Source organism: Acaryochloris marina S15 (assembly GCF_018336915.1).
GTDB classification, from domain to species: Bacteria; Cyanobacteriota; Cyanobacteriia; order Thermosynechococcales; family Thermosynechococcaceae; genus Acaryochloris; species Acaryochloris marina_A.
In genome coordinates, this window is sequence record NZ_CP064923.1 from 879404 (window position 1) to 896240 (window position 16837).

The 16837-nt window shown below is 47.4% G+C and carries 20 protein-coding genes; 11 read left to right on the plus strand and 9 right to left on the minus strand.

The features are described 5' to 3' along the window. Positions 1-374: 374 nt before the first annotated feature. Positions 375-1103, minus strand: coding sequence for an MgtC/SapB family protein (locus I1H34_RS04780; RefSeq protein ID WP_212664588.1), 729 nt, complete (start codon positions 1101-1103; stop codon positions 375-377). Positions 1104-1187: 84 nt separating this feature from the next. Beyond that, a complete protein-coding gene (locus I1H34_RS04785; protein WP_212664589.1) occupies positions 1188-1637 on the minus strand; it encodes a PPC domain-containing DNA-binding protein in 450 nt (149 codons plus the stop codon). A gap of 191 nt (positions 1638-1828) precedes the next feature. Between I1H34_RS04785 and I1H34_RS04790 the strand changes: the two genes are divergently transcribed. Continuing rightward, positions 1829-3256: a matrixin family metalloprotease gene (locus I1H34_RS04790; protein ID WP_212664590.1), complete on the plus strand. Its 1428-nt coding sequence runs from the start codon at positions 1829-1831 to the stop codon at positions 3254-3256. A gap of 24 nt (positions 3257-3280) precedes the next feature. On the opposite strand, the gene I1H34_RS04795 is transcribed toward I1H34_RS04790, so the two are convergent. Beyond that, a complete protein-coding gene (locus I1H34_RS04795) occupies positions 3281-4072 on the minus strand; it encodes a DUF5895 domain-containing protein (protein WP_212664591.1) in 792 nt (263 codons plus the stop codon). A 46-nt stretch (positions 4073-4118) separates the two neighbouring features. Then, complete coding sequence (locus I1H34_RS04800; RefSeq protein WP_010480747.1) at positions 4119-4283, minus strand: hypothetical protein; 165 nt, start codon at positions 4281-4283, stop codon at positions 4119-4121. Between the two features lie 755 nt (positions 4284-5038). On the opposite strand from I1H34_RS04800, the gene I1H34_RS04805 reads away from it, so the two are divergent. From I1H34_RS04805 to I1H34_RS04815, 3 genes are all read left to right on the plus strand, one after another. Beyond that, complete coding sequence (locus I1H34_RS04805) at positions 5039-6352, plus strand: hypothetical protein (protein ID WP_212664592.1); 1314 nt, start codon at positions 5039-5041, stop codon at positions 6350-6352. 124 nt (positions 6353-6476) lie between these two features. After that, positions 6477-7004: an MOSC domain-containing protein gene (locus tag I1H34_RS04810; protein WP_212664593.1), complete on the plus strand. Its 528-nt coding sequence runs from the start codon at positions 6477-6479 to the stop codon at positions 7002-7004. A gap of 146 nt (positions 7005-7150) precedes the next feature. Beyond that, positions 7151-7459, plus strand: a complete 309-nt coding sequence (locus I1H34_RS04815) for a putative quinol monooxygenase (RefSeq protein ID WP_212664594.1) — start codon at positions 7151-7153, stop codon at positions 7457-7459. A gap of 35 nt (positions 7460-7494) precedes the next feature. Here the strand turns inward: I1H34_RS04815 and I1H34_RS04820 are convergent, their stop codons facing one another. Next, entirely contained in the window at positions 7495-8403 is a 909-nt protein-coding gene (locus tag I1H34_RS04820) for a LysR family transcriptional regulator (protein WP_212664595.1), read from the minus strand. Between the two features lie 182 nt (positions 8404-8585). Between I1H34_RS04820 and I1H34_RS04825 the strand changes: the two genes are divergently transcribed. Beyond that, complete coding sequence (locus I1H34_RS04825) at positions 8586-9233, plus strand: peroxiredoxin-like family protein (RefSeq protein WP_212666142.1); 648 nt, start codon at positions 8586-8588, stop codon at positions 9231-9233. A 68-nt stretch (positions 9234-9301) separates the two neighbouring features. Then, positions 9302-9682, plus strand: a complete 381-nt coding sequence (locus tag I1H34_RS04830; RefSeq protein ID WP_212666143.1) for a Cif family virulence factor — start codon at positions 9302-9304, stop codon at positions 9680-9682. Between the two features lie 134 nt (positions 9683-9816). Here the strand turns inward: I1H34_RS04830 and I1H34_RS04835 are convergent, their stop codons facing one another. Together I1H34_RS04835 and I1H34_RS04840 are read right to left on the minus strand one after the other, a co-directional pair. Beyond that, positions 9817-10023, minus strand: a complete 207-nt coding sequence (locus I1H34_RS04835) for a hypothetical protein (protein WP_212664596.1) — start codon at positions 10021-10023, stop codon at positions 9817-9819. 38 nt (positions 10024-10061) lie between these two features. After that, on the minus strand, positions 10062-10352 hold the full coding sequence (locus tag I1H34_RS04840) for a hypothetical protein (RefSeq protein WP_212666465.1): 291 nt from the start codon (positions 10350-10352) through the stop codon (positions 10062-10064). Here I1H34_RS04840 and I1H34_RS33065 point away from each other — a divergent pair. From I1H34_RS33065 to I1H34_RS04860, 5 genes are all read left to right on the plus strand, one after another. Further along, the gene (locus I1H34_RS33065) at positions 10242-10505 is read left to right on the plus strand and encodes a WD40 repeat domain-containing protein (RefSeq protein ID WP_212664597.1); all 264 of its coding nucleotides are present in this window, start codon (positions 10242-10244) and stop codon (positions 10503-10505) included. The two genes, I1H34_RS04840 and I1H34_RS33065, sit on opposite strands and share 111 nt — an antisense overlap. Then, positions 10495-10644, plus strand: coding sequence for a hypothetical protein (locus I1H34_RS33070; protein WP_396124647.1), 150 nt, complete (start codon positions 10495-10497; stop codon positions 10642-10644). Before I1H34_RS33065 ends, I1H34_RS33070 begins: the two co-directional genes overlap by 11 nt. 595 nt (positions 10645-11239) lie before the next feature. After that, on the plus strand, positions 11240-11605 hold the full coding sequence (locus tag I1H34_RS04850; protein WP_212664598.1) for a hypothetical protein: 366 nt from the start codon (positions 11240-11242) through the stop codon (positions 11603-11605). Then, positions 11605-13113: a glycoside hydrolase family protein gene (locus I1H34_RS04855; RefSeq protein WP_212664599.1), complete on the plus strand. Its 1509-nt coding sequence runs from the start codon at positions 11605-11607 to the stop codon at positions 13111-13113. Before I1H34_RS04850 ends, I1H34_RS04855 begins: the two co-directional genes overlap by 1 nt. Before the next feature lie 258 nt (positions 13114-13371). Next, positions 13372-14307 carry an alpha/beta hydrolase gene (locus tag I1H34_RS04860; protein ID WP_212664600.1) on the plus strand — a complete coding sequence of 312 codons (936 nt, stop codon included), beginning with the start codon at positions 13372-13374 and terminating at the stop codon, positions 14305-14307. A gap of 547 nt (positions 14308-14854) precedes the next feature. Here I1H34_RS04860 and I1H34_RS04865 read toward each other — a convergent pair. Both I1H34_RS04865 and I1H34_RS04870 read right to left on the minus strand, forming a co-directional pair. Then, a complete protein-coding gene (locus I1H34_RS04865; protein WP_212664601.1) occupies positions 14855-15187 on the minus strand; it encodes a P-II family nitrogen regulator in 333 nt (110 codons plus the stop codon). 135 nt (positions 15188-15322) lie between these two features. After that, on the minus strand, positions 15323-16387 hold the full coding sequence (locus tag I1H34_RS04870; RefSeq protein ID WP_212664602.1) for a sodium-dependent bicarbonate transport family permease: 1065 nt from the start codon (positions 16385-16387) through the stop codon (positions 15323-15325). Positions 16388-16837: the final 450 nt, after the last annotated feature.

Here is a 16837-nt window from a genome sequence, read left to right on the forward strand (position 1 = left end):
CACCTAGCCAAAAGGTGATGGGTCCCACTAAACCAAAAATTACAAACGAAGAAGCAAGGATAACCTTTTTAGAGCTTGCATTCATATTTGTTATACCCCCATCGAACTTTAACAATTTATTATTCTTTACTTAACCAATGAAATCATAAAGGTCAGATTTTATCATATTTGTCATTTTATTTTAATATTTACTGAAAAATTAAGTAAATGACGCTTTTAAGAGGTAGTGGTCAACAATATCCTTTATCTAAAAGAATATATTGCGACTATTCAAGTATGGATAGCCGTGCTAGCCCCCCATGAATACCGACAATATGCCCAATCCCATCTAGAGAAACGACACGCTGCAATGCTTCCTGTCCATGGGCTTGAAATTATTTCCTGGAAATAGCCAGGCCTTTGATCTTATCCGACACCAATTCCCATCGAATTTGCTGGGTATTGGCCTGTTCTTGCAGCTCTTCAGCTAATTCATTGAGCAGCTTATCGTCTCGCTGAATCGTCATCAGTTCAATTTCCAGCACCACTTGCTTGGGTTTACCTAAGGACTCTAAGCTTTCACTTCGCCAGGCGCTAATCATCATGTCTGCTGTATTGATGGAACCTAGGAAGACATTTCGAATTTTTTTCTCTTCATAATGCTCACAGATCAAGACAAACCGATAAATACTCGTGGATTTTCCCGGCTTATGGGGACGGAACTTCAACTGCTCCACCAAAGGTCGCATGACTAAGTTAGAGAACACTACTGCAGCTGCTCCCAGATAGGCTGGAAAGAGAAAGCCTCCCCCCACCAGGGTTCCGACTGATGCAGAGCACCATAAGGTAGCAGCTGTATTCAGCCCTCGCACACTGGTGCCTTCCCTTAAGATGACACCACCCCCCAAAAAGCCCACCCCCGACACAATCTGAGCAGCGACCCGAGTTGGGCTGGCATCTTGGGCATGCATCAACGACATCATCACAAACATGGATGAGCCGATACAAACCAAAACATTGGTTTTAAGCACAGCACGAGTCTGTCGCCACTGCCGTTCGATGCCGATCGCACTTCCCAAAATCAGAGCAACGGTCAGCCGTAAGCTGAAATCAATCCAAGTCATGCAAAAATTGCTCGATAATGCGTTTCGATTCTGACGCAATCAGGTTAAGCCAAGGCTAAGAACCCGCACTTTATTCCCTGATTTTTATACCTTCGTCGAAGATTGAGAAATTGGGCGAATCACCAACTCAGGATATCCAGTCAAGACATCTAGTTCGCGCGTGAATTGCAAGTCTTTGAAGGTTGCAATCACCAGTTCTAGAGTGGTATGAACAGGGCACCCTGACACCAAATGGCCGCCTCTACACTCCCCTAATTCGTTCGCAACGGTCATATGTAAGTGAACACCTGCTGAGCTGATGGTGCCGGACAAAGTTAGGATTTCATGTTTTCCAGCTAGGGCTGTTGGTATTTCAGCATTGGCAAACCGCAACTGCACGCTGCTCAAGCTACCCACGGCACTCAAAATACTGCCCGCATTAATCTGCTCACGCTTAGCGATTGCTTCGATGGCTGGGCGCACGTCTGTACCGGGTGATAACCTCAGGGCCAATACCTGCAGAGGACTTTGTTCTGATACATGATTGATATCCATGATTCAAGCTGTTGACTCACCGTTACTCAGAGCTGATTTCAGACTTAACCCCCTCTTCAAACCTTTATGTTCTAACGCTAACGTCTGATAACGACACCTTGAATCAGAATGGATTTGCGTTCGGTTCATGGGTAAGGGAGAATCAACGTCAATACAACGGGGGACAGTTGTTTCGTTTCAGGAAAACCATCTTGTCTTCATCTAAGTCTTTCAAAATTCCTACGGCTGTTCATTTATCCCTTGGAGCTAGCGGTCCAGACGTTCGGGAATTACAGGATTTTCTAGAACATTTTGGCTATCTTCGCTCTACCCAATCAGACCACCCCTACGCGTTTCTCCAAGACTCTACCCCTCTACCCACGGCGACACCCGATAGGTTTGATGAAGCCACCTTGGCGGCCTTACATCACTACCAACAATTTCAAGGACTGCCGCTTTCCGATCAGTTAGATGAAGCGACTATCGGCCAAATGAGTTTACCTCGCTGTGGTGTCCCAGATGCCCCGGTAGGAGAGTTTGTCGCTCAGGGCAATAAATGGTCTAAAACAGATCTGACCTATGGGTTTCAGGAGTTTACGGCTGACCTCACCCCTGCACAAATCCGGGGTGCGATCGCATCTGCGTTTCAGCTCTGGAGTCGAGTCACTCCGCTTACCTTTAGAGAGGTCAGTTTTAGCAGCAATCCCGATATTGTGATTCGGTTTACCACCGGCGACCATAACGATGACTTTCCCTTTGATGGCGTCGGTAACGTTCTCGCCCATGCTTTTTTCCCTCCCCCGAATGGCGGCAATCTAGCAGGCGATACCCATTTTGATGATGCCGAAACCTGGAGTGTGACATTACCCACATCCGGTCGAGATCTGGCCACCGTTGCTGCCCATGAATTTGGTCATGCATTGGGCTTATCCCACTCCCAAGTTCAAGGAGCATTGATGGCCCCCACCTACAGAGGTCCCCAACGGTTTCTCAGCCCAGACGATATCAACGGGATTCAGTCTCTGTATGGAGATGTGAACAACAACCGATTTGCGGATATTACCAACGATATCTATCGTTCAGAAATCCTGGCAGCCGTTGACCTGAACTTTATTGCTGGATTTAATAACAACACCTTTCAGCCTTTGGCTTTTCTGACTCGGGAACAGCTCGTGTCCATGAGTTTAGAAGCCTTAAAAAATATTTCTGACTTGAATCTACAGCTCCCCAGCCAAGTCAGTACCAGTCCATTCCCAGATGTGAATGCCTCTCGCTGGAGTGCCGCTAAAATCAGTTTTGCTAGTGCAAATCAAATCGTGGCAGGCTATCGAGATGATACGTTTCGGCCTACCGTAACCGTGACCCGAGCAGAGATGATGGCGATCCTGCGACGCACCGCTGAATTTGTGCGATCGCGTCAGGGTTTCAACCCCCAGGTACCTACAATCCAAACACCTTTCGCCTTCAACGATATTCGGAATCACTGGGCAGAAGCCGTGATTGAGCAAATGTCTGGCTATTGTGGGGTTGCCTCCCCCTTAAACGAGAGAGGAAGGGCATTTTTCCCGACCCGGCCAGCTCGTCGCAACTATGGTGCTGCAGCGACCTTACGGATGCTCAACTGCGTGCGGGCAGTATAGTTCTACCCGCACGCCAACCCGGTTCTAGAAAGCTAGATCATCAACGACTGGGTCATAACGCTCAGACATTCCTTTATCCAGATCGCTTTGGACACGATCGCCCTGGGCAAAATTCTCATGGGCCTCAAAATCAGCGATTAGTTTTTGCTTAATGCTAGGGTCATATCCCAAGAAAAAGTTGCGCCAGTTTTCGTTAGTCGGTTGACCATGCTCCACAATTGAACAGACCCAGGATTTCTTTTCTTGTCCTTTGAGGATCGGCTGCAGCTTAACCGCAAGAATCGATAAAGCAAAAAAGCGATCGCCCCGAGGTTTGCCATAGGCCCAGTTCATTTGGGAGTGGAACTGGTTAAAATGCTCGCCAAACGACCCACAGAGGGAGCCCTTAGCGGTGAATTGCAAGGGAGATTGATGGAGAAGTTGCTTTTGTCGACTGACTAAATACACCAAATAGCGGGTCTTGAGGATGACCTCTTCAGGATTATAATTATCGCGATCAAAAGAGCCCAGGAAGGCACGGTCTTTACGCGAAAACATCAGCAAGGGAGACCGTCGCAACACGGCTAAACGGGCAGTGAGGCTACGATAGCCCACGGCCACTCCCCCCGACATGAAATAGGCATCATGGGACTGCCACTCCGGCGTCGGTTGAAAGCCGACAGCAGCAGCATTATCAGCAGAGATAAAGAATCCAGCCTGCTGCGGATCTTCGTGATTGAGTATTTGCAGATACGGCAGGGGCTGATAAGCAGGACCATATTCATCCCCGGCAAATTCGTCGATCTGAGCAGGTTGAGTGAGGGTTGCGGACATCATTATTGAAATCTCCTTGATCGTTAGTTGAAGGTGAGGAAAGCGGTTGTTAGGCAGCCCATTGAGAGGTGTGAGACTCCAGGCTGTTATATCCCTGCATATACTCTGGATTCCTGGCGTACCGAGGAGGCAGGGATTTCAATGCATCTTCAAGCCCTTGGCAATAGGCACTCTGGCATTGAGCATCTAGAAAAATGATTTGAAAGTGAGACATATGAACACCTGCATCCAAAAAAAGTGAGGGAGTGATTATGCGTTGGCGGTTGCCAAGATTGGGCAAGACCAGTTGAGAAATAACACCCGACGGAAGGAGGTGTTTCCCTCTCTCGCATAGTACAAGTGTATCAGTACATGCGTACTATTGCAATATCCTTTTCTCCATCTAGATCCCATACTCCTAAAGCTTTTAAGGCTAAATTGATTGCCCCAGGCTTTAATAATTTGTTACGAAAGGAATAGAACCGACAAAAGAGACTACATATTTCAGAAAAGGCTCTTTTTAGCAGCTCCTTTCCAGATAAGACTGATTTATCTAGAGAATTCTCAATTCTGCTCCAATAGAACCCATATATGAGGATCGGGATTCAACCGATCAGCCCATCTCAAGTTCAGTCATTCCTTTGGCAATAAGGGGTTTGAGCTTGGCTAGCTCGGTCTTACCGGCGATGCCAACGCACTAGGACTGGCTGTGATAGTTGCCGAGAACGATGGGACGGATCGGGTCTGTCCATCAAGCATCAACCTTGCAAAAAATTACGTTTATAGATCAACAGAATTTCAATCAAAAAACTGGGAATTATAGAATAAATTGCTCACTCAATTTTTCCATAATTTTATGCGAGATAAAAAATATTAAATCCGTGCTATGTCAAAGAACAAACGTATGCTTTTTGTTTTTAAATCAACCAATATTTATACGTTTTCCAAGTAAACAGCCAATATCTTTTCTTCTTGTTATAAAAAGTATTTATGTTGCAATCCAATATCTTAGTACTTGCCCGTCAAGGCCAGGTAGAGGCCATCACCGATGCCCTCAATCATGTCCTGCAGACCTTAACTGTGACGGGTCGGGCAATTATTGAATCAGAGAAAATTATTTTTATTGTCACCAAGTCAGACGGTATTCCACCTCAAACCCTTGTTGAGAAATATATTAAAAACTTCCTAATCTATCTTCAAATTCCTTTTATTAGCCAGGCTGAAATTTATGCTAAGGATACAACCTCTCACTCTTTAGAATGGTTTAGTCAGTTTTCTATGGCATCATTAGATCCTAAAAAAGCTGATGTACATTCATCTCAGAATCTTGATGAGAATATTCCGTCCTCCAATTTTGCCCCTCACTCAGAAAGAGACGCTAACCCGGTAGCTAGTTCAAACGCGAATCAAGATGGTGCTACATCCAGGGATATCCCTTTTAGAGAGTCTGTCGAGGATCAGTCACAAGATAACAGCAACACTTGGGATATAGTCTCCGCCTCTAGCAATGGTCCAATACCCAATCCAGTCAGCTTTGAGGAATTACCTCAAAACTTAAAGCAAAGCATTAAGTCAGCAGGCTTGAGGGCAGGAGAAACTCGTTCCTGGCAAGAAGCCCAGAAAATGTACAAAAAAATCCCTAAGAATGTCTGTCGCTTAGGGGCTAAGGGCATTCGTCAATATAAACAAAATCATGATTGGAGTCATAAAAAATCCCACGTCCATGGGGGATCTAGCAAGGCCAGTAATGGAGACTGGGAAGCGCCAAGCGTGAATCGAGCGCGGGGTAAAAAGAATATTACTCCCACCGAAAAACAGACGATTGCCAAAGCTAAAGCAGAGATCAACTTTCAGGCTGGCACGAAGGTGGTGGCACAGCAGGCTACCAAAGCCGGAAAGTCAGCATTTGGATTTGAATTGGCTTTTAGTGGTTTGAATAATTTTGTAGCGGTGCAGCAAGGTCAGAAATCGGTGGAAGATGCGCTGGTTGATACGTTGAAAGCTTCTGCGACGGCTGCGGCAACCACAACTGTTGTTACCGGCGGTATTGTGGCAATTTCTATTGTTTTTCCTCCGGCAGGCGCTGCGTTTGCGACGGCGGCACCGGTCCTGAAAATTGTCGGCAAGGTGAACTGTCTAAAGCGGGTGATCGGTATCCTCTCGGGTAGTGACAAGGTCGAAGGGGCAGATCAAATTCAGGCGTTAATGGACTCCTACGGTTTGGATGAAAAGGAGCTGATCTACCGAGATTTGGAGATGGATGATGATCTGGCAAAACTAAAACTCGATATGGGAATGGCATAAAGCCTCTCCAGCATCCTAGTTCGCACTACTGGGTAGCCCAGCGAAGTGTAATTTTGACACGGATGATGTCCTCCTCAAAATGGCACTATGCTTTGAATAGGTCATCTTTGATGCAACTAGACTTATGCCTCAATCACACTCCACTCAATCCCCGCTTACAAACCTGCAGGGACGGATTGTTCAGATTAATGTGTCCGATGGAGGTGTGCCTAAACAGTCGGTGCCTAGCGTTCAGATTAACCAAGAAGGCTTGGTAGGCGATCGTCAGAAGAATCTCAAACATCACGGTGGTCCAGATCGAGCTGTCTGTTTATGGTCAACAGAAATCATCGACATGCTGCAAGCGGAGGGGCATCCTATTGAACCGGGTGCTGTGGGGGAAAATATAACGGTGGCAGGTTTAGATTGGCAGCAGTTAATCCCCGGAATTCAGCTGCAGTTAGGAGAGAAGGTGCTTGTAGAAATCACGGACTATGCTCAGCCTTGCCGCACGATTGCCCGCTATTTTAAACTCCGTCGCTATGGTCGTATTAGTCAAAAACGGAATCCAGGGATGAGTCGTCTTTATGCCAAGGTTCTAAAAGATGGGTGTGTGAGCGTAGGAGATAATATTCATTGCTCTAACCATGCCATGTCGTATGGTGAAAGCTAACCCTTTTCCCAAAATTAAAAAGTTACGATTCAGGCTTAAAACATGGCTGCAGATGGAGTCATACTTGCATTCTCAACACAATGTTTGAAGCCTGAGTTTTGTATGCCAGCAGCCGTTTGACAGGCTGAAAACTCTAGAGAAAAGCCATGATAATCATTACTGGAAAGATAAAAGTTCAATCTTCTGAAGAGTTGGCTAGGGTCAAAGACGCACTGATACGTCGTGCCCAGAAAAGCCGCACAGACAAAGGCAATATCGAATACATCTTCCCGCAGAATCTCGAAGATCCAACAGAGATCATTCTCACTGAAAAATGGACTGACATCACATCCCTCCAGGAACATCTTCAAATCCCCGATGAAGAATTCTCCACAATCCTAGGTTCGGCACTGATTGAGCAGGCGGTCGTTCTCTCTCATGAAGTGACAGCAGAGCGCACGCTTCTAGAACGGTAGGCGATATCCTTTCCTGAAGACAGCCGCGATGAGATTCAAGGCATGACTAGACGAGGAACGTTCTGCTTAAAGAAGTCAATAAAGACCCTGAGCTTGAGGGGCACATAGCATCTAGAAGGATAGACGAACCACGCTGCAGTACTAAAGTCTGTACCTGTGACCTCATAGTCTGGTAAGACATCCACCAAGGTTCCTGTGCGTAAATCTTCATTGATCAGCCAGTTGGGGAGTAAGGCCAATCCCATATTTGCGATCGCACATTGTTGCAAGGCAATACCATTGGAAATCACCGTGTTGCCATGAATGGGCACTTCCGTTAGAGTTCCCTGGGCATCTTTAAACAGCCATTGGGTCTGAAACCCCGCCAAAGGAAACCGCAGACAATTATGATCCGCAACATCCTGGGGAATAGTGATCCGGGGCGACTGCTTCAAATAGTCTGGACTGGCACAAACCCGATATTGGGTGCGCATCAACTGCTGAGCAATCAGGGTGGAATCCTGGAGCAGTCCCAGGCGGATCGCCACATCAATCCGGTTCATTAACAAATCCTCAACAGCATCTGAAAATAATAAATTGACCGTCAGGTCCGGATACAGTTGCTCAAACTGAGGCAAGAGGGGCACAATACACTTCAGCCCAAATGAGGCCGAGACCGTCACCCGCAACTGACCCTTGGGTTGCCCCACCACATCTGCTGCGATATCAGACGCTTGTTGCAGTTCTTCGACTAAAGGCTCAATGCGATCAAAGTAAGTTTTTCCGGCTTCCGTCAGCGAGAGTTGGCGAGTCGTCCGCTGCAAGAGTCGGAGGTCCAGTTCCTTCTCCAGACCTGCGATTGCCCGCGATACCGACGACGGATCAATATTGCGATCGCGAGCCACTCTCGCAAAACTGCCCTGCCTAACGACATCCACAAACAACTTCAGTACTGATATATCCATTGCACGCGCAATAATCGGTCCATGCAGGCTAACCTTAAAGACATTTTTGCATGAATTATTTTTTGATTCATGAACATCATGCATGAGTCTCATGCATCAATCCGTCTTTATTGTTCAATTTTTCGTGAGTACAGTGGAGACAAATCAGTTTGAATTACGATCTGCAGTCACCGGAGGTTGCCATGTCCCTCGCCACAGAATTACAAGCCGTTACCGAAAACGTCCGTCAAAAGGCTCCAGAAAACGTCTTTTCCACCATGGAAGCCGCAACTGCCAAACTAGCTGCAACCGGGATTACAGACCAAGCCTTACAACCCGGCCAAACCATGCCAGATTTTGAGTTGCCCGATGCCACTGGGAAGCTGGTGAGCAGCAGCGAATTACGCACCCAAGGTCTGCTGCTAATTTCCTTCTATCGGGGCAACTGGTGTCCCTACTGCAATCTTGAGTTGCAAGCCCTACAAGCTCACTTGGACAAAATCACTGCCCAAGGGGCCACCCTCGTAGCTATTTCTCCTGAAGTCCCGGATCAATCCCTGACTACTCAAGAAAAGTTTGATCTGAAGTTTCCAGTGCTCACCGATATAGGCAACAAAGTCGCTCGGCAGTTCGGGCTAGTGTTTACCCTCGACGAAAGCTTACGACCGATTTATGAAAGCTTTGGGATTGATGTCCCTACTCATAATGGCGATCAGAGCTTTGAATTACCTATCCCAGCCACTTATCTTGTCGCTGCTGACGGCACAGTTCTAAATCGCTTTATTGATGTTGACTATCGCGAGCGGTTAGCCCCAGAAACTGCTTTGACTTGGCTACAAGCAGCTCAGTAAATATCCGCGTTGTGGCAGGATCTTCTCTACCACAACGCTCATCCTTATACACCGAGATTTCCTTAGATATGTTGAGTGACGATCAGAAAAATACCGTTCTAGCAGCAACTACAGCAGCAAGTAACCAATGGCAGTCCGCTTTTAATGCTGGCAATGCAGCCCTTTGTGCAGCTCAATATGAACCCACTGCGATTATGCATGCTAGACCCTTTGGCACCTTTACGGGTACGGCTGAAATTCAAGGCTTTTGGGAAAAGCTGATGGCCGATGGGTTCTCTGAGGTTGAATATTTAGACCCCAAGATTGAGGTGATGGATCAGACCCGTGCGGTCCTCACCTCTGGCTGGCAAATGAATAATGCCAAGGGGGTGATCCATAAAGAGCTTTGGGTTTTGCAAGCGGACGGTACTGCCAAGCTACGAGAAGACGACTTCGAAGCAATCGGCTAGCAAATTGAGAACAACTCAAAATGAAAACAATTGCGGTCCTAGGCTCAGGCGCAATGGGTTCCCGCTAGGATTATCCTAGCGGGAACCCATTGCACTAGCGAGACGGAATAGATGAACAGTTACACAAGCACGATTTAGTTGTTAACGTTAAAACCGTCTAGATTGGCTCCAGGGTTTTCTGTATCTAGTGTTGCAAACTGCTGAGAATTAAAAGATAAGGCACCGTTGGTATTGTCAAAGGAAAATAGATCGTTACTCGTTGCACCAAATTCGGCTGCGTTAATTCGAATTTCATCAACTCGCACTGTGAAATTTTCGATGATATCAAGGCTCGTTAACAAAGTATTGAAGACGAATGTATCGTTTCCATCCCCACCGATTAATGATCTGTACCGTCATCAGTCAGCACTTTATCAACTGTAGACAATGTTTCACCTGTGATTGGATCTATGCCTCCTGATGGCGCAACGATAGCAGCGATCGCACTCTCAAGCTTTGGGATGCAAGCTCTGGGAATTTCCAGCATACATTGAACGGACATCACCGCCAGATCTGGTCCGTGAGCTTTAGTCCTGATGGTCAGTGGGTTGCCAGCGGGAGTAGCGATCGCACGGTGAAACTTTGGAACGCAGAGACTGGCGTATGCTATGCCACTTTGGAAGGGCACCATAGTCTAATTTCATCAGTTGCTTTCCATCCCCATCTGCCCATCTTGGTATCCGGGAGGGGACGATGGACAGATCTAGCTCTGGAACAATATATAGCAACGCTGGGAGTTACCTCTGCTTGGGCATACAGCATGTATCTGGTCCATTACATTTAGTCGTGATAGCAAAATACTGTGTAGCGGTTCACAAGATGGCACGACGCAGCAATGGAATATCGAAGCGAGACAGTGCAGCAATATGCTACAGCCCCCAAGACTCTATGAAGACTTAAATATTATGGATTCAACGGGCTGAAACATCGCTCAGATAGAAACACTCAAGGCTTTGGGGGCCAAAATATAAAGTCCGGCCAGTGAACGGGGCATCACCCTGGTCGCTTACCTGGACTAACAGGTAGGTCTCCCTTTGGCCATGGGTGAAGGTATTGCATTCTCAAAATCATTTATTTCAAGGGCTTCGTGAACATAGCTGTAATCTGATTACGCCTCCAAGCCATCTTGGGCGATCAAGCCAGAGGAGAAACAATAAGCCTTCAGATTACTCTGATTGCTCATGATACTGTTACCCGACGTTGAACCGCACCAACACAACTACACACACAAAATGTGTTCACAATCACTTTAAAAATGGTCATATATCACTGAATACCTCTAAAACGAGTGTTCTAATTCAGATAGAAATCAGTTCACACCACTCTTTAGTCATAATTCACTATTTATCTTCTAAAAAGAATTTATTGCATTAGATAGAAGCCTGAGAAGTATCAGACTTAACCCAATGAGTTAACGATACTTGTCTTGAGTTTTACCCAGGATATCTGCACCAATCAGAAGGTTGCTTCAACAGGCAGCAAAGCACTCAATTGATCAATATTTCAAGGAGATTAGGTATGTCCGGGATATTCCAAGATAGTAAAGGCAAGCAATCCTCAGGAAGGCTGCAGACCACCGCATCGGTATTGGTGGGACTTGGCCTCGCCATTACCCTGGCTGCTGGAGAATGGCGAGGAAAAGCTTTTTCAGAAAACCTATATATCCTAACTGGGGCCTTGACGATTGGCGGCGCAGGCATGAAGGGCTTACAAAAATTTTCAGAGCATGACAAACAGCCTCAATCCGCTGCACCACCCACAAAAGTAGCAGCCCCTCAAATCGTAGCTGTGCCATCTACCGAGGTGGTTTCAACTTCCTCTAAAGTCATCAAGATTCAAACCCCTGAAAAAGAATTAACCGCCGTTTTACAGGAGGGCTGGTAATGCCATTTATTACAGCGAAAAAGAATACTCTCCTAGCCCCCTTACCCAACCAACCCCACCTTCAGCCCTTAAATCGATTAGCAAAAGTGTATGAAGGAGGAATCCTAGGCATCATTAAAGTGTCTGCCGTAAATTCACAGTTGGCGGAGATTACCTTAGCAGGCCCCTATACCTGGCATGACCATTACCCAACGATTGAAACAGGTGTCACACGATATATCAATCCAGTATCGTGGCATATTCCAGAGGATGCCTGGGAGAAACCAGAAGTCCCTGCCTTGCCCGCCCCCACTTCTAACCTCTCCCAACCAGAGACTCCAGGGATTCCCTTGCTACCACCAGAGGTCGCCCAACTCAACCACTTCTACGAAGGCTGTCAAAGGAAATTAGCGGATGGGCGAATTCAAGCTTATCCCGATCCCAGAGCCGGAAGTGGTGGGCTACCCGTAACGATTGGCTGGGGCAGTACCTATTACAAAGATGGTTCTGCCATCCAGATGGGAGACATCATTACCCAAACCGAAGCAGATGAATTATACGATTACATTTGCCACAAGGATTTTTGGATCAAGTTGCAATCGACCATCCCTTACTGGGACGACATGACCCATCAACAGCGGGCCGCTTTAACCAGCTTTGCCTATAACAATGGCGCTGATTTTTACGGTTCCCCCAACCATAGAACCATCACACGCAACTTAAAAGAAAAAGATTGGCAGGCGGTCCCTGGCACCCTGATGATGTACCGTAACCCCGGCGAAAATGTAGAAGTGGGGTTAGGTCGCCGCCGATATGCCGAAGCTAAAGTCTGGTGTGGTGAAGTGCCAACGACCGCTTGTGCCGCCGCTGCCCAGGAAATTCAGACTGCCCAGGACTGCGAACCCATTGAACAGCGGCTCAAAACCAACCCACCGGCGGTGGCAGGTTTTGAATCTATGGTAACCATCTCAACACCAATCCAACCTTCTGGTCCTCGGCAGCTCCATGTTATAGCAGGGATGAAAGGCCCAAAGTCTCATCCAGATGCCCATGGCTTTAAACCCGGAGACTATCATCTAGTGGCCAATGATGCCGTAGGGAAGATCAAGTGCTATGACTATGACGGTACTTTGATGTGGGAATTATCATGTCTCTGTCGCGGTCAGTTTGAGGACAATTACTTTGGCAAACATGGAGATACCCCGGCAGGTCTCTACAAATGTGGGCAAATCTATCGGGACTATGAGCAAGCGGGTGACCATGCTGGCTATACCCGCGACCGCATGTCTTATGGCTGGTTTAGTTTTGATCTGGTTGAACTAGAAAGCCAAGAAGCTAATCTGGGTCGGGCAGGGATTATGATCCATGGCGGCGGCAGTGGTTGCGGATGGCCAGGCGCATGGAAACCGAAGCAACCTATGTTCGCAACCCTAGGCTGTATCAGAATGTATAACCAAGATCTACGAGACAAAGTTGTGCCCTTATATGATCAGCCCGGCGCCACCCTTTTTGTCAGTGTCTATCAGTAGGGACATGCTTTGGAGGATGGCAGGGGAAAGCTTCATTGGGTGATGGTGGCTTACTTCCCCAGAATCGAATGAGTATAGGGTTCAATCGCTTTTCAAGGAGGTCTGTCCGAATCAGAGGCAGTAATGTATGGGGGATGAGGGCTTGAGTTGAGCTGTACCTCCCCGGCTAAAAGTCACTACTAAAAGAGATTTCAAGCATTTTTGGACTCAAACCTCCCAAACCTAAATTTATTATTCTCTAACAACTAAGGAACTAAGATGACACAGAGCATTGCAGGTATATCTGGTCAGATCTGGGATGAGTATTATGCAGAATTTAAAGATTACTTTAGCCGTGATCTAGTCAGGGATGGCTGTCATCCCTTGATTTTCGAGCAGGCTGACCCCACTGACAAAGCAATCGTGTTGGTTCACGGTTTGTCTGATTCCCCTTATTTTATGAGCGCGATTGGGGAGTATTTCTATCAAAAACTAGGGTATAACGTCTACATGCCGCTTCTGCACTTTCATGGTTTAAAGGACCCCCAGGGGATGGAAGGCGTAGAGCTAGAAGAGTGGAAAGCGAATGTTAGGTTTGCCATCAATGTGGCCGAAGGCAAGGCCAAAACAGTTTCCATCGGAGGCTTATCGATGGGCGGAGCCCTGAGCTTTTATATGGCAGCAACTAGCCCTAGAATTGACGGCGCACTATACCTATTTTCTGCCACCCTTGATTTAGCAGATGGCCACTTTGGGTCTTTGGGCGAATTGAAGGAGCGAATACTGAGAACCTTTTGGCCTGATCTGGTGGACCCTATCCTAGAGAGAATATCCCCCCCTTTAGTGAGTGATGACAATCCTTATGGTTATACCCATGTTGATCTGGATGGGGCTCAAGAACTAGCGAGGCTGATTAAGGAAACCGATAGTCTACTCAAGGGATTCAGTTCTAAGGCACCGTTTGCCAAGCGAGTATTTGCTGCTCATTCTGAGTCTGACACTACAGCTGGCTTAGAGGGGATTCGGGAACTGCAATCTGTGTCAGATCCGGCTCTATTCCACCCCTATATTTTCCCCAAGGCATGGGAAATTTCCCATGCTAGCGTTGTCCTCAAAGATCCCATTATGAATACAGAGGGGCAGATCTCAAAGAACGCAAATCCCCGATTTACAGAGATGATGTCAGCGATTAAGAATTTCCTAGATGGGAATTGAGTCAAAATACGGAGCCGAAATGTTTTGCCATAGAGAGAGCCAACCAATCGACGAGATTAGGATATAGGGACCTGAAAAGCCTGCTGTCAAAGTGTCTAGATCTATTTTGAACTCAAACCTCCCAGAAATTCCTATAGAGTCGCGATCTGACTTGAATTTTTAGTTCTCTATCATATCGGTAGCTGAATTATGCAAGAGGTCTACTCATTCACCGATGCTCCCAATTCATTTAGTAGAAAAAGATTTCTGATATATGCTGCAATCAGCAAACTTTATTGAGGTTTCGATGCCCACAGTTTCTGCCGTTCGGGGTGTGTATCAGGATGCGATCGCACCAGGATACAGTGCAGACAACATTACTGGCATCATTCAACTCTTCGCGAAGTCTTAGCACCTTGCAGCTCTTTTACTGGATACAAATTTCAATGCTGTTCCCTGGGGCCAAATCAACCGTCACAACAGATCGAAAACATCAGAAACTTGTCGTCCTGCGGCCCCCCAACAGCCGGGGGGATGCTCCAGATGTTGGGGGCTGCGTCACCTGGATTCAACAGCCGTCTGGCCCACAGAACTTATGGGCACTCAGTACCTCCGCATCGCAGAGATAGGCGATGCCCGAATAATTATCGAAAAACTGTGCTGCCACCTCATCCGAAATCTTCAGAGCTATCTCCCGAGTTTCGGTGAGCACCTCAATCTTGATATTTGAGTAGGTGTCAGAAATGCTGGGTTGTCCCGACGAGCGCACGTTGCGACTGCCTTTACCACCCGCATCTACCACCGTATAACCGGTCGCACCGGCTTCGTCGATGATCTTGGCGATCTTTTTCAACAACAACTTTTCCGTGACGATGACGAGCTTCTTGGCTGGCTTGGCCATGGGGGTTACCTCTTGATGTATGTACTCATTGAACGACATAGAAACTCAGAAAAGCGGCAGCAGCGCGTTATCGCGCTGATCTATCCGTCGTGTTGGTTACCAGGCCAGCGGAGTACTGGCTCAGTAACCTGTGGATCAGCTACCCATCAGTGTCTGGGCAAGTCCGATAAAGAGCGGTATTCCTATCGCAAGGGCAACCGGCGTGCCGACGGCTGTAGACGAGCCGATGTAGGCAGAGGGATTAGCCGACGGGATGCCAGCTCGTAAAGTGGGTGGCCCTGAGATGTCTGAACTAGAGGAGGCGATGACGGCCAGAATCACACAGCCGCCAGGGCTAAATCCTGTCGTGTAGTGGGCAATCATACCGAAACCGAAGGCGATAAGCCCATGCAGTAGTGGCGCGATTGCAGCATAGAGAGCGTACCACTGGCCTACCTTGCGCAGCTCGCCAATCCTTGCCGTGGCCTCCATCCCCATAACCAGCATCAGGATCGAAAGCAGGCCGCGGAAGAGGGGATTGAAGAAGCTCTCATAGACACTTTCTGGCCGGGTTAGTATGCCTAGGGCCAGACCGAGTAGCAGGGCCGATAGGGCCGAGCCCTGCAAGCTTTCCTTGACGATGGGCCATATCTTGACCCGTTTGCTCTTGCGGCGATACTTAACTGGGCTGCCGAGAGACTCCTGCTTACTGAGAGCTTCGTCTGCGGTATCGTACTGCTTGCTGGTATAAACGCTAGCCAAGACAATCGCAGTCACAAGGGCTGGAATATCCATAAAGGGATAGAGGGCAGCGGCCCAGGGTTCATATTGGATACCTTCCGTTTCCATTAGGGTCAGGGCCGCGGCGAGGGTAGAGCCACTCACAGCACCAAACAAGCCCGCGGTCGCGATCGCATCCACGGTCTTAACGTTCGGCATCTTGGCCAAGGTGTAGCGTCCGATGAACACGATTAGGATCCCCACGACCATGGCGAATACCGCGGGCAACAGCATCTCCGCCAGATTAGCGTTGCGGATCGCAATGCCACCGCTCAGGCCGACTTTTATCAGCAGCATAAAGACGATGAACTTATAGATCGCATCTGGAATTTGCAGGCGGCTATTGACGGCGGCAACGACCATCCCACCAATCAGAAAGCCAAGGGTTGGAGACTGCAACTTCGCCAGGAAGAGCGTCATGAAATCGGACAAAAAATCCACTTTGTAATTCCTCCTTCTTTCTCCTCTAGCGAGGAGTTGTGATTGTGATAAGTAAGCTTTTTTAAAGGTTGAAGAAAGTAGAAGACGAAGCGCTTCATCTCCTATTGCACAGGTGTTATCAGAAAACCTGTCGCCAGGGTATCCAGAGATGGCCGTTCTCTAAACGATGTTGGAGGGCAATGCTGCAGAACAGTATTATTAATAGAGTAAAATCTATTAAGAAAAGAATCTTTATATACTTAAGTCTATATTGAAAAGTGCGCCATTTTTTGGCTTCCACCACGAATTAGCGAAGCAATCTTAAATCTCAACTAAAAGAAAAACTTATAACTCCAGAGATTTAATATTGCTTTGGTTATGTAAATTGTGGTGTTAATTCGATAGGGGGGAGTGTATGAGGATGCGATCGCACAAGAATACGGTGCAGACAAAATCACCGACGTGATTCAA

Coding starts and splice junctions, on each gene's coding strand:
- I1H34_RS04810 (WP_212664593.1), top strand. CDS start 6,477: ATGCCTCAATCACACTCCACTCAATCCCCGCTTACAAACCTGCAGGGA.
- I1H34_RS04785 (WP_212664589.1), bottom strand. CDS start 1,637: ATGGATATCAATCATGTATCAGAACAAAGTCCTCTGCAGGTATTGGCC.
- I1H34_RS04855 (WP_212664599.1), top strand. CDS start 11,605: ATGCCATTTATTACAGCGAAAAAGAATACTCTCCTAGCCCCCTTACCC.
- I1H34_RS04850 (WP_212664598.1), top strand. CDS start 11,240: ATGTCCGGGATATTCCAAGATAGTAAAGGCAAGCAATCCTCAGGAAGG.
- I1H34_RS04840 (WP_212666465.1), bottom strand. CDS start 10,352: ATGGTGCCCTTCCAAAGTGGCATAGCATACGCCAGTCTCTGCGTTCCA.
- I1H34_RS04860 (WP_212664600.1), top strand. CDS start 13,372: ATGACACAGAGCATTGCAGGTATATCTGGTCAGATCTGGGATGAGTAT.
- I1H34_RS04820 (WP_212664595.1), bottom strand. CDS start 8,403: ATGGATATATCAGTACTGAAGTTGTTTGTGGATGTCGTTAGGCAGGGC.
- I1H34_RS04825 (WP_212666142.1), top strand. CDS start 8,586: ATGTCCCTCGCCACAGAATTACAAGCCGTTACCGAAAACGTCCGTCAA.
- I1H34_RS04795 (WP_212664591.1), bottom strand. CDS start 4,072: ATGATGTCCGCAACCCTCACTCAACCTGCTCAGATCGACGAATTTGCC.
- I1H34_RS04805 (WP_212664592.1), top strand. CDS start 5,039: ATGTTGCAATCCAATATCTTAGTACTTGCCCGTCAAGGCCAGGTAGAG.
- I1H34_RS04815 (WP_212664594.1), top strand. CDS start 7,151: ATGATAATCATTACTGGAAAGATAAAAGTTCAATCTTCTGAAGAGTTG.
- I1H34_RS04780 (WP_212664588.1), bottom strand. CDS start 1,103: ATGACTTGGATTGATTTCAGCTTACGGCTGACCGTTGCTCTGATTTTG.
- I1H34_RS04865 (WP_212664601.1), bottom strand. CDS start 15,187: ATGGCCAAGCCAGCCAAGAAGCTCGTCATCGTCACGGAAAAGTTGTTG.
- I1H34_RS04830 (WP_212666143.1), top strand. CDS start 9,302: ATGTTGAGTGACGATCAGAAAAATACCGTTCTAGCAGCAACTACAGCA.
- I1H34_RS04800 (WP_010480747.1), bottom strand. CDS start 4,283: ATGTCTCACTTTCAAATCATTTTTCTAGATGCTCAATGCCAGAGTGCC.